Origin of the sequence: Phenylobacterium hankyongense (genome assembly GCF_003254505.1) — a bacterium.
GTDB lineage: Bacteria > Pseudomonadota > Alphaproteobacteria > Caulobacterales > Caulobacteraceae > Phenylobacterium > Phenylobacterium hankyongense.
This window is the reverse complement of record NZ_QFYP01000001.1, coordinates 3,291,274-3,304,394: the sequence shown is the minus strand read 5'-3', so window position 1 is coordinate 3,304,394 and position 13,121 is coordinate 3,291,274. Positions and strand designations below refer to the sequence as shown.

Annotated in this window: 10 protein-coding genes and 1 tRNA gene; 7 read left to right on the top strand and 4 right to left on the bottom strand. The window is 68.7% G+C overall.

Features of this window, described 5'->3' with window-relative positions:
• The first annotated feature begins 22 nt into the window (after nt 1-22).
• The 3 genes from DJ021_RS15890 to DJ021_RS15880 all read left to right on the top strand — a co-directional run bounded on the left by DJ021_RS15890 (nt 23) and on the right by DJ021_RS15880 (nt 5,538).
• The gene (locus DJ021_RS15890) at nt 23-889 is read left to right on the top strand and encodes a c-type cytochrome (protein WP_111458476.1); all 867 of its coding nucleotides are present in this window, start codon (nt 23-25) and stop codon (nt 887-889) included.
• Nucleotides 886-2,529, top strand: coding sequence for an outer membrane protein assembly factor BamB family protein (locus DJ021_RS15885; protein ID WP_111458475.1), 1,644 nt, complete (start codon nt 886-888; stop codon nt 2,527-2,529). The genes DJ021_RS15890 and DJ021_RS15885 overlap by 4 nt, the downstream gene beginning before the upstream one ends.
• A 168-nt stretch (nt 2,530-2,697) precedes the next feature.
• Nucleotides 2,698-5,538 carry a TonB-dependent receptor domain-containing protein gene (locus tag DJ021_RS15880; RefSeq protein WP_111458474.1) on the top strand — a complete coding sequence of 947 codons (2,841 nt, stop codon included), beginning with the start codon at nt 2,698-2,700 and terminating at the stop codon, nt 5,536-5,538.
• A 141-nt stretch (nt 5,539-5,679) separates the two neighbouring features.
• On the opposite strand, the gene DJ021_RS15875 is transcribed toward DJ021_RS15880, so the two are convergent.
• Nucleotides 5,680-7,593, bottom strand: a complete 1,914-nt coding sequence (locus DJ021_RS15875) for a PAS domain-containing protein (RefSeq protein WP_111458473.1) — start codon at nt 7,591-7,593, stop codon at nt 5,680-5,682.
• Nucleotides 7,590-9,089 (bottom strand): ATPase domain-containing protein, encoded by a 1,500-nt coding sequence (locus tag DJ021_RS15870; protein WP_111458472.1) that lies wholly within the window; start codon nt 9,087-9,089, stop codon nt 7,590-7,592. The genes DJ021_RS15875 and DJ021_RS15870 overlap by 4 nt, the downstream gene beginning before the upstream one ends.
• Nucleotides 9,090-9,344: 255 nt before the next feature.
• Here DJ021_RS15870 and DJ021_RS15865 point away from each other — a divergent pair, with 255 nt between their 5' ends.
• Complete coding sequence (locus DJ021_RS15865) at nt 9,345-9,692, top strand: hypothetical protein (protein WP_133255040.1); 348 nt, start codon at nt 9,345-9,347, stop codon at nt 9,690-9,692.
• A 256-nt stretch (nt 9,693-9,948) separates the two neighbouring features.
• Here DJ021_RS15865 and DJ021_RS15860 read toward each other — a convergent pair whose 3' ends face one another.
• Nucleotides 9,949-10,554 (bottom strand): recombinase family protein, encoded by a 606-nt coding sequence (locus tag DJ021_RS15860; protein ID WP_165837242.1) that lies wholly within the window; start codon nt 10,552-10,554, stop codon nt 9,949-9,951.
• Between the two features lie 124 nt (nt 10,555-10,678).
• Nucleotides 10,679-10,768, bottom strand: a tRNA-Ser gene (locus DJ021_RS15855).
• Between the two features lie 129 nt (nt 10,769-10,897).
• On the opposite strand from DJ021_RS15855, the gene DJ021_RS15850 reads away from it, so the two are divergent.
• Genes DJ021_RS15850 through DJ021_RS15840 form a run of 3 tightly spaced genes read left to right on the top strand, consistent with a single transcriptional unit; the run spans nt 10,898 to nt 13,104 of the window.
• Entirely contained in the window at nt 10,898-11,443 is a 546-nt protein-coding gene (locus DJ021_RS15850) for a septal ring lytic transglycosylase RlpA family protein (protein ID WP_279386493.1), read from the top strand.
• A gap of 31 nt (nt 11,444-11,474) precedes the next feature.
• Nucleotides 11,475-12,110 carry a dTMP kinase gene (tmk, locus tag DJ021_RS15845; protein ID WP_111458468.1) on the top strand — a complete coding sequence of 212 codons (636 nt, stop codon included), beginning with the start codon at nt 11,475-11,477 and terminating at the stop codon, nt 12,108-12,110.
• The gene (locus DJ021_RS15840; RefSeq protein ID WP_111458467.1) at nt 12,103-13,104 is read left to right on the top strand and encodes a DNA polymerase III subunit delta'; all 1,002 of its coding nucleotides are present in this window, start codon (nt 12,103-12,105) and stop codon (nt 13,102-13,104) included. The genes tmk and DJ021_RS15840 overlap by 8 nt, the downstream gene beginning before the upstream one ends.
• Nucleotides 13,105-13,121: the final 17 nt, after the last annotated feature.

Sequence of the window (13,121 nt, the reverse complement as noted above, 5' to 3'; positions counted from 1 at the left end):
GGACGAGGTCACAGGAGCCTACATGCGCCGTTTGATTCTGCTCTCGGCGGGGTTTGCCCTCGCCGCCGGCGTCGCCTTGGCTGACGATCCGCCGCCGATGCCCGCGCAGGGCAAGGCTCCCGCCGCCGCGGGTCGCCGCGGCGGAACGGCCGCCCAGCGCGCAGAGTCCACCCGCGAATTCCTCGGCCTCGGAACCGCGCCGGACGCCGCCGCCGCCGCCCGCGGCCAGCCCCTGTTCGTCGCCCAGTGCTCCGCCTGCCACGGCGAGACCGGTCGCGGCGGCATCGGGCCCAGCCTGGTGCACTCTTCCCTGGTGCTGGACGACGACCACGGCGAGAAGCTCGCGCCGTTTCTCAAGGTCGGGCGGCCCGACAAGGGCATGCCGGCCTTCGCCGGCCTGTCCGACCGCGACCGGGTGGACATCACCGAGTTCCTCCACCAGCAGGTCGAGCTCATCGCCAACCGGGGCACCTACGAGAACAAGAACAACATCCTGGTGGGCGACAAGAAGCGCGGCGCGGCCTTCGTGAAGAAGAACTGCGCCAGCTGCCACTCGCTGACCGGCGACCTGAAGGGGCTCGGCGCCAAGTACCGGCCGCTGGACCTGCAGCGGAACTGGATCTTCCCGCCGCGCGACCCGGCCGACGGGCCGCGCGCCTTCCAGGCCACGGTGACCACGCCCACCGGCGTGTTCAAGGGCCGGGTGCGCCAGGTGGACGACTTCCAGGTGGTGATCGTCGATGCCGCCGGCGCGGTCCACGCCTTCAACCGCGGCAAGGACGTGAAAGTGCAGATCGTCGATCCCCTGCAGGCGCACCGCGAGCTGGCCAGGACCCTGAAGGACCGGGACATGACCGACGTCACGACCTATCTGGAGACGCTGAAATGAGCGTGAAATCCGCTGCCTGGGCCGCGGCCCTGGCCGTCTCCCTGCTCGCCGTCGCGCCGTCGCAGGCCCAGACCCTCGACATGTCCAAGGTCGGCCAGCCGCCGGTCGGGTCCTGGCCGACGTTCAACGGCGACTTCAGCGGCCGGCGCTTCTCGACGCTGACCCAGATCAACGAGAAGAACGTCGACACCCTGCGACCGGCCTGGATCGCCAGCTTCGCCGACGTGGGCCCGCAACGCGGCGCGCCGACCCCGGTGATCAAGGGCACGCCGCTGATGGTCGACGGGGTGCTCTACGTCACCCTGCCGAACTACGTCTATGCGATGGACGCGCGCACCGGCGTGCGGCTGTGGACCTACACCTGGCACGACAAGGGCGGCCACCTCGTCGGCAACCGCGGCGTCGGGATGTGGAAGAACCTGATCTACTTCATGGGTCCGGACGACTGGGTGATCTGCCTGGACGCCAAGACCGGCAAGGAGATCTGGAAAAAAGAGATCGCCAACGCGCGCGAGCAGTACTTCACCACCTCCGCGCCGATCGTCGCCAAGGACCACGTCCTGGTGGGAGTCGGCGGTGACGCCATGGACATCCGCGGCTTCCTGCTCTCGCTCGATCCGCAGACCGGCGCCGAGCAGTGGAAGTTCTACACCACGCCCGCGGCCGGCGAGCCGGGCATCGAGACCTGGCCGGACGTGGCGACCTCGCTGCGCGGCGGGGCAGGGACCTGGATGCCCGGCAGCTACGATCCCGAGCTGAACACGATCTACTGGGGCACCGGCAACGCCAACCCGGTCTACGCCGGCCAGGGCCGGAAGGGCGACAACCTCTACACGGCCTCGATCGTCGCGCTCGACGTCGATACCGGAAAGTTGAAGTGGCACTTCCAGTCGATGCCGCACGACACCCACGACTTCGACAACACCAACATGCCGGTGCTGTTCGACGCCACGGTGGACGGCAAGCCGCGCAAGCTGTTGTCGCTGGCCGCCCGCAGCGGCTGGTTCGTCACCCTCGACCGGGTGACGGGCAAGTTCCTGGTGTCGCAGCCCTACATCGACGACATCAAATGGGTGAAGGGCCGCAATCCGGTCACCGGCGAACCGATCTCCGACCGTAACGACGACCCTAAGGTCGAGGGCTCGATCAGCAACAACAACCCGACCAACTGGTTCAACCCGACCTACAGCGAGACCTCGCGCCTGTTCTACGTGAACTCCATGCGGGGCATGAACATCTACTACCTGCTGGACACCAGCCCGAAGCCGGCCGGTTACAGCGGCACAGTCGCCGGCCTCGGCGAATCGCAGCGGGTGCTGCTGGCTATCGATCCGCTGACCGGCAAGCGGGCCTGGGAACACGTCTATCCCAACATCCACGGCGCCGGCAGCACCATCGGGCCGGGCCTGATCAGCACCGCCAGCAACCTGCTTTTCACCGGCGACGACCAGGGAAACATGATCGCCTACCGCGCCACGGATGGCGAAATCCTCTGGCATTACAAGGCCCCGGCCAACCAGTCGAACGGTCCCGTGACCTACATGCTCGACGGCAAGCAGTGGATGCTGATGGCGGCCGGCGACAGCCTCTACGCCTTCACATTGCCCGACAGCCAGGTCGCCGGCGCCACACCCCGCTAGGAACTTGTTTCGGTAGCGGAACACCGTCTTTACAGGCCTATCTGTATACAGTAGCCAGCTTCTGACGCACGGCGTTCCGCCATCGGATCGCTCAACAACACGGTGAACCCGCCACTCCCGAGGGGCGGAAATCATCTCAGACACGATCGCTCGGGATCGGGAGGGAATATGAAGTCCTATAGCCTTGCGGCGCTGCTCGTCGGCGCCAGCACCTTCGCGATGGCCACCAGCGCCTTCGCTCAAGACGCCGCCCCCAAGGACGTCGAAGAAGTCGTCGTCACCGGCTCGCGCATCGTGGCCAACGGCTACACCGCGCCGACGCCGGTCACCGTCGTCAGCACCACAGAACTGCAGAAGAGCGCCCCGGAGAGCATTTCCGCCGGCCTCGAGAAGCTGCCGCAATTCGCCGCCACCGCCGGCTCCAACGCGCAGAGCACGCAGGCCGGCACGCCCAGCGCCGGCAACTACCTGAACCTTCGCCACCTGGGCTCGAACGAGAACCTAGTGTTGCTGGACGGTCAGCGCCTGCCGCCCACCAGCTTCGACGGCACGGTGGACACCAACATCATTCCGCAGGCGCTGATTCAGCGCGTCGACATCGTCACCGGCGGCGCCTCGGCGGCCTACGGCTCCGACGCCGTGTCAGGGGTGATCAACTTCATCCTCGACACCAAGTTCAATGGCCTGAAGGGCCAGGTGCAAACCGGCATCTCGCAGTACTCGGACGACGAGCAGTTCAAGTTCAGCCTCGCCGGCGGCACCAACTTCAACGACGGCAAGGGCCACTTCGAGTTCAGCCTCGACCACTTCGAGCAGCCCGGCATCAAGAGCAACGCCGATCGGCCGAACGGCGCTGATCTCGGCGGCGGCTGGGTGGAAACCGGCAACGGCACCGCGAGCAACCCCTACACGCCGACCAACAACGTGCGGTTCGGCAACGCCACCTACGGCACCTTCATCAACTCGGGCTCGTTCGCCCCGGGCTCGACGATCAACGGCGTGGCCTGCTGCGTCGGCTTCGCCTTCATGCCGGACGGCACGCCGTACAAGCCCAACATGGGCACGCCCACGGGCACGGCGAACTTCAACGTCGGCGGCGAGGGCGGCGTGGCCTACGGCGCGACCCTGACGTCGAGCCTCAACACCAACCAGGCGTTCGGCCGGTTCGACTACGAGCTGACCCCGGACATCCACGCGTTCTCGCAGTTCAGCTTCTCCGAAGGCGACTCCGAGTACGTCACGGTCGCCGCCGGCACCCAGCTGAACGCGTTCAAGATCTATCCGGACAACGCCTTCCTGCCGGCCAGCGTCGCCGCGGCGATGACCGGCCCGTTCACGGCCAGCCGCATCGAGGCCGACCAGCCGCCGAAGCGCGCCGTCACCAAGAACGTCGTCTACACGTTCCTCACCGGCCTGACCGGCAAGATCGGCGACTACAACTGGGGGATCAACTACTCCCACGGCGACTCGCTGCTGCGCACCGACCACTACGGCAACTTCAACCAGTCCCATTGGTACGCGGCGCTCGACGCCGTGAAGGGTCCGAACGGCAATATCGTCTGCCGCACCAGCATCACCAATCCGGGCCTCTATCCCGGATGCGTTCCCTGGAACCCGTTCGGCAACGGCGCGCCCTCGGCGGCGGCCTACAACTACATCCTGGGCGTCTCGCAGTTCCAGGTGCGGAACAAGCAGGACGACTTCGCGGGCCAGATCTCCGGCTCGGTCTTCGAACTCCCGGCCGGTCCGATCCAGGCCGCCGTCGGTGCGGAATGGCGCCACCAGACCCTGGTCGAAGAGAGCAACAACGATCCCAGCACGCCGATCGACCAGACCGGCCTGCGCACGACCGTCTCGCCGTTCGTCCTGACGTACAACAGCACCAACGTCGGCAAGGCCAACGGTCAGGAGTCGGTCAAGGAAGCCTTCGTCGAAGTCGCCGTGCCGATCCTGCGGGACGTGCCGTTCGCCGAGAGCCTCGATCTGAACGGCGCCGCCCGCTACACCGACTACAGCGTCAGCGGCAGCGTCAATACGTGGAAGATCGGCGCCAGCTGGACCCCGATCCACGAACTGCGCGTCCGCGCCAACCTCTCGCAGGATATCCGCGCGCCGACGCTCTATGAACTGTTCGCCGGGACGTCCGCCACCCGCGGCACGTTCAACGACATCCACACCGGCGCCAACACCAACACGATCACGCTCAGCATGGGCAATCCGAACCTGAAGCCGGAAATCGGTCGTACGACGACGTTGGGAGTGATCTGGCAGCCTGACTACATCCCGGGCTTCAGCGCCTCGCTGGACTACTTCGACCTGACGATCCGCGGTGCGATCACCAAGCTCACGACCACTGACCTCAACCAGCAGTGCGAGAACAGCCACGGCACCGCCAGCATCTGCCAGTACATCGTCCGGCCGCTGCCTTACTCCGATACTTCGGCCGCGAACTTCCCGACGAACCTGATCACGGTGCCGTTCAACCAGGCCATGATTTACATGCATGGCATCGACTACGAGGCGAACTACCGCCTGCCGCTGGACCGCTTCTTCTCCAGCTCCAATGCGCGGGTCGACCTGCGGCTGATCGGCAACTACACGCCGAGCTTCAAGGCGCAGTCCGGCCCGGGCGTGGCCCCGGTCCAAGAGGCCGGCCTGGTCACCTTCATCCCGAAGAACAAGGTCAATGTCGGCGCCACCTACACCGACGGCCCGCTGAGCTTCGGGGTGCAGGCCCGCTACCTGGGCGCGGTCACCCGCACCACCACCCCGGGGGTCTACTACACCGACAACAAGATCCCGGCGGTCACCTACGTGGACCTGAACGCGGCGTACGACTTCGAAGTGCGCGGCCACAAGTTCACGGCCTATGCGAACGTCACCAACCTGACGAACAAGTTCGTGTTCATGCCCTCGACCGGACAACCGACCGAGTTCTACCCCTCGCAGCAGTCGCTCTACGACGTCGTCGGGCGCTACTACGTGGCCGGGCTGAAGTTCGAGTTCTAAGGCCGAGGCGCCGTTTCGCGACGGCGTTGAAGATCAAGGCCCCGGCGTCCGCGCCGGGGCTGGGAGGTGCGCCCGGCGAAGGTTGGGCGCGCCTCTTCGCGTTGGGACTACAGGCCGCCGCTTCTCGTCGGCGCAGGCGGATCAGTTGACGCTACTGCTGGCGTCTCCGGCGCGGACCTGCCAGCGCCGTGCGTCGGGGCGCTCCGAAATGCGCGCGGGCTCGTCTTCCGTGAGGCTGGCGGGCAGGACGGCCTCGATGGTGCAGACGACGCCGGTGGCGGGGTAGCTCACCTTCACGGCGCCGCCCAGGTCGGCGGAAAGCCCCCGCTCGATCAGCCGGGTGCCGAAGCCCGTGCGCTCGGGCGGAGAAACCGGCGGGCCGCCGGTCTCGCGCCAGACCAGGCGCAGCGCCACGTCGGTAGGATGCGGCGCGACGCTCCATTCGATCGACACGCGGCCGTCGGGAACCGAGAGCGCGCCGTACTTCGCCGCGTTGGTGGCCAGCTCGTGGAAGGCCAGGGCGACGGCGATCGCCGTCTTTGGCGGCAGCGTCTGCGGCGGTCCGCTGATCGAGAAGCGGTCGTTTTCCGCATGCTCGTAGGGCGCCGCGGTCTGATGGGCGATCTCGCGCAGGCTGGCGCCCGACCACTTCTCGTCGGTGAGCACGTCGTGGGCGCGGGCCAGGGCCAGGAGCCGCGAGGTCAGCGACTCGCGGATGTGCGCAGGAATCTCCTCGCGCCGCAGAGTCTGGGCCGCGATCGCCTGGACCGTGGCGAGCGAGTTCTTCACCCGGTGATTGAGTTCGTTGACCATCAACCGCAGGTGCTCTTCGGCATATTTGCGCTCGGTGATGTCGAGGGAGACGCCGGTCATCCGCACCGGCGAGCCGTCGGGCGCATAGGTCGTCTGCGCCCGCACCAGCACCCAGGCGATACGGCCGTCGGGACGCAGCACGCGATGCTCGAGGTCGTAGTCCCGGCCGCTCTCGACGGCTTGGCGCAGCTGGCCGAGCATCTGCGACCGGTCCTCCGGATGAACGCTCGCCAGCAGATCCTCGTAGGTGAACCGCTCGTCGGGCTCGCGGCCGAAGTTGGCCTTGCAGGTGAGCGAAGCGCGCAGGATCTGGTCGGGCAGATCCAGCTCCCACGCCCCGAGCCGGCCGGCGTCCAGCGCCAGCCGCAAGCTGGCCTCGCTGTTGCGCAGGCGCTCCTCGATCGCCTTGCGCTGGGTGACGTCGAGGGCGGTGCCGATGGCGCGGACGCAACGGCCCAGGTCGTCGAACAGGCCCTTGCCCTTGGCGGCCACCCAGCGGACGACCCCATCCTCCCGGCCGATGGTCCGGTACTCCACGTCGTAGCTGGCGCGGAGTTCGGGATCGAGCGCCGAGGCGAACGCCACGCTGGTCGCCGCCGCGTCCTCGGGGTGCAGGCCGGCGTAAAAGTCATCCATGCTGCAGTGCCGGTCCGGCGAGATGCCGAACATCGCCTTGGTCCGGTCCGACCAGGTGAGGGCGTTGGTCTGCAGGTCGAGGTCCCACGTCCCGACCTCGGCCGCCTCGGTGGCGAGGCGCAGGGAGGCCTCGCTGAGCCTGAGGCGTTCGTCGGCCGCCCGGATGGCCTCGATCCGCGCGCGGGCCTCGTATTGCCGCCGCCGCCCCCGCAGGGCGGTGCGCATGATGCTGACCAGGGTCGTCGGGTGGAACGGCCGCTCCAGGAAGCTGACGTTGCCCAACGCTTCGCTGAAGCGCCGGACCTCCGGATTGCGCTCCAGGCCGCCGCCACGGCCGGCCAGGATGACGATCGGGAAATCCGACCAGGCCGGCTGCGTGTCGATCCACCCGACCAGGTCCGTGTAGTGAGGCCCCTGCAGCGCCTCCTCGACGATCAGGGCCGCGCCGGCCTCGCCGTCGAGTTCGGTGCGAAGCTCGGCGAGGTCGCGGCAGACGCTGACCGACAGGCCCGCCTCATGCAGGATAGCGGCCGCGATCTGCGAGTCGCGGCCCAGCGGCGCCAGGATCAGGACCCGTTCGGACCGTGACGCCGCAGGCGTGGTCATGCGGTGCGCTCGCCCATCAGACCGGCCCCTGGCCCCACGAAATTCGGCACGCCGCGCAATACGCCCTGGAAGTTGACCAGGGGTGGCCCGACGCTGAGCCCAGTATCGGTGATTTCATATTCGCGGATGGTCTTTTCGTGGCGGCCCGCGCGCTTCTTGATCACTGAGACGGCCCTGCGGACTTCACCGATCGCCTCGAAATAGCGCAGCAGCAGCACGGTGTCCGCCAGGTAGGTGACATCCACCGGCGCCTTCATGTCGCCGACCAGCCCGTGCTGGGCCACGGTCAGGAATGTCGTCGCCCCCTGGCGGTTGAGGTACTGGAGCAGCTCGTGGATGTGCAGCAGCAGGAATTTCTCCTCGGGCATCGCCGCCTGGTAGCCGTTGAGGCTGTCGACCACCACGACCCTGATATCGGCCTTGTCGACGCACTCGCGGACGCGGGCGGTGAACTCGCCGGGTGACAGCTCGGCGGCGTCGACCTGGTGGATCAGGAGGTCGCCGCGGTCCCGCAGACCCTCCAGGTCGATTCCCAGGGCGCGGGTGCGATCGAACAGCAAGCCCAGTTCCTCGTCGAAGATGAACAGCGCGGCGCGATCGCCGCGGGCGATGGCGGTGATCGCGAAATAGACGCTCATCAGCGACTTGCCGGTGCCGGCCGGGCCCAGGATCAGGCAGCTCGAGCCGCGCTCGACGCCGCCGCCCAGCAGGGAGTCGAGGCCGGTGATGCCGCTAGGCAGCGGGGCCCGCTCGAACGCCGTCTTGTGCTCGGCCGAGACCAGGCGGGGATAGACCTCCAGTCCGCCGGTCTTGATGGTGAAGTCGTGATAGCCGCCGCGGAACTTGCGTCCGCGGTATTTCACCACCCGGATGCGCCGCCGCTCGGCGCCATACTCCGGGGCCAGCTCCTCCAGGCGGACCACGCCATGGGCGACGCTGTGGACGGTCTTGTCGAGGGTGTCGGTCGTCAGGTCGTCCAGCAGCAGGACGGTGGCCCGGTGCTTGGCGAAATAGTGCTTCAAGGCCAGCACCTGGCGGCGGTAGCGCAGCGAACTCTGCGCCAGCAGCCGGATCTCCGACAGGCTGTCGATCACCACCCGCGACGGCTGCACCCGCTCGACGGCCTCGAAGATCATCCGGGTCGTTTCGCCCAACTCGAGGTCGGACGAGTAGAGCAGGCTCTGCTGCTGCCGGTCGTCCAGCAGGCTCTCGGGCGGGATCAGCTCGAAGATCTCCACCCCTTCCAGCATCCAGCCGTGTGACAGGGCGCTCTCGCGCAGCTCCTCCTCGGTCTCGGCGAGCGAGATGTAGAGCACCCGCTCGCCGATCTCGGCGCCGGCGCGCAGGAAGCTCAGGGCGGCCGTGGTCTTGCCGGTGCCGGGGCTGCCTTCGAACAGATAGAGCCGGTCCTTGGCGAGCCCGCCCGCAAGGATGTCGTCAAGACCAGGCACGCCGGTCAATGCCTGATCGGCGACCTGGACAGGAACGGTATTCATCGCAACGGGGTCTCGTAGCTGTGGGATTCCCTACGAAACGCCTGGGACCTGCCAAACGATCAAACGCGGCTGCGCGCGTGGGCGGGCCCGCGCCTCCGCCCTGACGGCGATCCGATGTCGCGAGAGGAGAGGGGGCCGGCTCCCTGCCCCGAAGTGCGTCCTTTCGGCCACACCGCTGGCCGACGCGGAACCGTCACGCCATCGATACCGCCCCGTCACAGTCGGCCCCTAATAGCCGACCCCGGACGCGGCGGAATGTCGCCTTCGGTAGTGGCCCAGCACCAGGACGCCACCACGAAGGACCCGCTGCCGGGCAGCACCGGCTGGAACTACTTCGATCGTCAGCGCCTGCGCTTCAGCGCGCGCTGGAAGCCGACCGACAACTTCACGGCCGACTACTCCTATGACGTGGGCCGCGACGCCAGCACGCCGTTCTACAGCCAGCTGCTGAACTACAACCCGTTGAACATGCCCATCGGGCCGGCCACGGGCACGCTTCCGGCCGGGACCGTCCGCCCGCTGCCGCCGCTCGTGCAGGTCCAGGGCAGAACGGCCGCCTTTCGCTTGCCGACATCGACGTCCGCGGCGACGGCTCGAAGCTGACCCTCTCGCTCTGGTCGCGCAACCTGCTCGACGAGCAGTACGTCTACCGCCGCATCCGGCCAACCGCTCGACGCTTGGCGACTACGGCAACTTCAACGCGCCGCGCACCTTCGGCGTGGAAGCGTCGGTGAACTTCTGACGACCCCGAGGGTGGGCCCGGCGTCGCGATGACGCTGGGCGCTTCCTCCACCACCGTCTGGTTCTGGGCACACGCCGGCGCGCAATCGCCAGCGTGTGTTCGTGCGGCCAGGCGGCGCTAAGCCCGAGGCTCGCTGATCAGCTCCCAGATCTCATCCGGGGGAAGCTGGAAGATCAGGCCGATGGTCCGAAGCGGAGCCCCCTGCTTGTGCAGCTTGCGGGCATAGTCGATCTGGAATCGGGACAGCGGGTTGCGGCTACCGCCGCGCACGCACTGCGCGTTGGGCCGCCCGCGGCGATGATCCTCATGCGCGGCCAGCAGCTCGACGATCCGACGCGCCGCCTTGGTCTTGGCGATCGGCACGAACCTCTCGTTCTCGTCTGCGAGCCGAAAGATCACGCCGGTGCGGATCAGATGCCGGAGCAGCTGGGCGACCTCGCCCGCCGGGCGCTGAATCGCCGCCAGGCTGTAGACCAGGACCTCGTCGCCGCTCCGCAGGCGCAGCAGCAGCCGGTCCAGGCGCCGTTGCTCGGTAACGCGCCCTTCCTCGACGATGAGGTCGCACGCCGCCCGCTCCAAACCCAGTCGTTGCAAAGTCGCGGGAGGCAGTCCGTCGCCGTCCCGCACGATACCATAACGCAAGATCTTCGCCGCCCCGCGCGCCCGCGCGTGATTGGCCGCGGCGCCCCCTGTTGCGGCCAGGGTCGCTGAAATGTGCGACAAGGCGGTGAAACATCCGCAAAGCTTCGGTAACGACGGTTTGCGCCCGGCCTGTGAAGCTGGCCCGGCGATCCGCTGGGCGACCCTATCAGAGGCGCTACGCAGGCCCTTAAAAACGGGGCGAGATTGGCGGACGGGGTGGGATTCGAACCCACGGTGGGCTTTCACCCACGGCGGTTTTCAAGACCGCTGCCTTAAACCACTCGGCCACCCGTCCGGAGGCGGGCCTATAGCAGGCGCGGGCAGGCGGCTCCACCGGCGCGGCGGTTAACCGCAGGGCAAACTTCCGGCGGCATCCTTATCCATGGCGCAGCTCGGGGGACGAGCCGCATGCTGGGGTTCGGGTTTGGATCACCACTCTTTCACGCGCTTTTCGCGCCTGGCCGTCGTGCTCGCCGCGGGCGCCTCGCTGGCGGCCTGCGCCACCGTCGAGCCGCGCTATGCGACCCAGCCTGCGCCGGCCCCGCGCGCCCAGGGCCAGAAGATCGGCAAGCCCTACCAAGTGGGCGGAGTCTGGTACACGCCCAAGGCGCAGCCGAACTACGACGAGGTGGGGCTCGCCTCCTGGTACGGCCCGCAGCACCAGGGCAAGCCCACCGCCAACGGCGAGCGGTTCGACCTGAACCGGGTGACCGCCGCCCACAAGACCCTGCCGCTGCCGTCCGTGGTGGAGGTGACCAACCTCGACAACGGCAAGCGCATCCACGTGCGGGTCAACGACCGCGGGCCGTTCGTCTCCGGGCGGATCATCGACCTCAGCCAGGAGGCGGCGCGCGAGCTCGGCTTCGAGGGCCGGGGCCTGGCCCATGTACGGGTCCGCTACCTCGGGGCCGACGCCCCGCCGAACGACCGGACGGCGCTTCTCGACGCCCGCGTCGACGCGCCCTTCTAGACTTCTGCCGCGAACCGGCCAATTTGGAGCCGTGGCGCGCGGCAGGTTCATCACATTCGAAGGCGGTGAGGGGGCGGGCAAGTCCACCCAGCTCCAGCGGCTGGTCGCGCGCCTGGAAGCGCAGGGCCATGAGGTCGTGGCGACCCGCGAACCCGGCGGCTCGCCGGGCGCCGAGAGCATCCGCGACCTGGTGCTGCGGGGCGACGCCGATCGCTGGAGCCCGGTCACCGAGACCCTGCTGATGTACGCCTCGCGGCGCGACCATATCGAGCGGGTGATCCGGCCGGCGCTGGCGCGCGGCGCCTGGGTGGTCTGCGACCGGTTCGCCGATTCGACGCGGGCCTACCAGGGCGCGGCCGGCGGTACGGATCCCGAGCTGATCAAGGCGCTGGAGGTCCATATCCTGGAGGACACCCGGCCCGACCTGACGCTGGTCTTCGACCTGCCCACCGACGTCGGACTGGCCCGGGCGCACGCCCGCGCCGGCGCCGAGATGCGCTTCGAGTCCAAGGGCATGGCGTTCCACGAACGGCTGCGCGCCAGCTTCCTGGCCATCGCCCGGGCCGAGCCGGAGCGCTGCGCGGTGATCGACGCCGCCGGCTCGCTGGACGCGGTGGAGACGCAGGTCTGGGAGACGGTCGCCGAACGGCTCGCGGTCCATGGCTGACGTCGAGGTCCCGCACCCGCGCGAGGTCTTCCAGCTGCAGGGGCACGAGGCGGCCGAGGAGGCGTTCGAGGCCAGCCGCGCGCGGGGGCGTCTGCACCACGCCTGGCTGCTCACCGGTCCCGAAGGCGTCGGCAAGGCCACCTTCGCCTATCGCGCCGCGCGCCGGCTGCTGGGGGCGCCGGCCGACCCGGCGTACGGGACCCTGGGCGCCTCGCCCGACCATCCGGTCAGCCGCCAGATCATCGCCCGCTCGCATCCCGACATCCTGGTGCTGGAACGCGTCGCCGAGGACGGCAAGCCGCGGAAGAACATCCCTGTCGACGACGCCCGCAAGCTCTCGGAATTCTTCTCCAAGTCGCCGGCCAGCGCCCCGCACCGGGTGGCCATCGTCGACGCCGCCGACGACCTCAACGTCAACGCCGCCAACGCCCTCCTGAAGACCCTGGAGGAGCCGCCGCCGCGCGGCGTGCTGCTGATGGTCGCCCATTCGCCGGGGCGCCTGTTGCCCACCATCCGCTCCCGCTGCCGCCGGCTGGCCTTCGCGCCGCTTCCGCTGGAGGAGGCCGCCGCCTTCGTGCGGTCGCGGACGGAGGTGAACGCGGAAGACGCCCTGCGGCTCGCCAGGATGTCCGGCGGCGCGCCCGGGCGGACTTTGGCGCTGGCGGCGGCCGCGGCCATCGCCATGGACGACGCGGCCCGCGCCATCGTCGGCGACCTGCCGCGGCTGGACGAGGCCATGGCGCTGTCGCTCGCCGACCGGTTCCGCGGCGGGGAGGGGCAGGCGCAGTTCAACCTGCTGTTCGACCGGCTGGCGGAGCGCATCCACGGCCTGGCCGTGGACCGGGCCGGGCAGGGGATCGGTGCGCTTGATCGCTGGGCGCAGGCGTGGGAGACGCTGCAACGCCTGCCGCGGGAGGTCGAGGCGCTCAACCTCGACCGCACGGATGCGCTGTTCACCGCGCTGACGGAGCTGCGTCGGGCCGCACAGGCCTGAGCGCGACCGACAAGACC

Excerpts from the sequence above, each read along its gene's own strand:
- DJ021_RS15890 (WP_111458476.1), top strand. The coding sequence starts at position 23 with ATGCGCCGTTTGATTCTGCTCTCGGCGGGGTTTGCCCTCGCCGCCGGC.
- DJ021_RS15840 (WP_111458467.1), top strand. The coding sequence starts at position 12,103 with ATGGCTGACGTCGAGGTCCCGCACCCGCGCGAGGTCTTCCAGCTGCAG.
- DJ021_RS15870 (WP_111458472.1), bottom strand. The coding sequence starts at position 9,089 with ATGAATACCGTTCCTGTCCAGGTCGCCGATCAGGCATTGACCGGCGTG.
- DJ021_RS15880 (WP_111458474.1), top strand. The coding sequence starts at position 2,698 with ATGAAGTCCTATAGCCTTGCGGCGCTGCTCGTCGGCGCCAGCACCTTC.
- DJ021_RS15885 (WP_111458475.1), top strand. The coding sequence starts at position 886 with ATGAGCGTGAAATCCGCTGCCTGGGCCGCGGCCCTGGCCGTCTCCCTG.
- DJ021_RS15875 (WP_111458473.1), bottom strand. The coding sequence starts at position 7,593 with ATGACCACGCCTGCGGCGTCACGGTCCGAACGGGTCCTGATCCTGGCG.
- DJ021_RS15865 (WP_133255040.1), top strand. The coding sequence starts at position 9,345 with ATGTCGCCTTCGGTAGTGGCCCAGCACCAGGACGCCACCACGAAGGAC.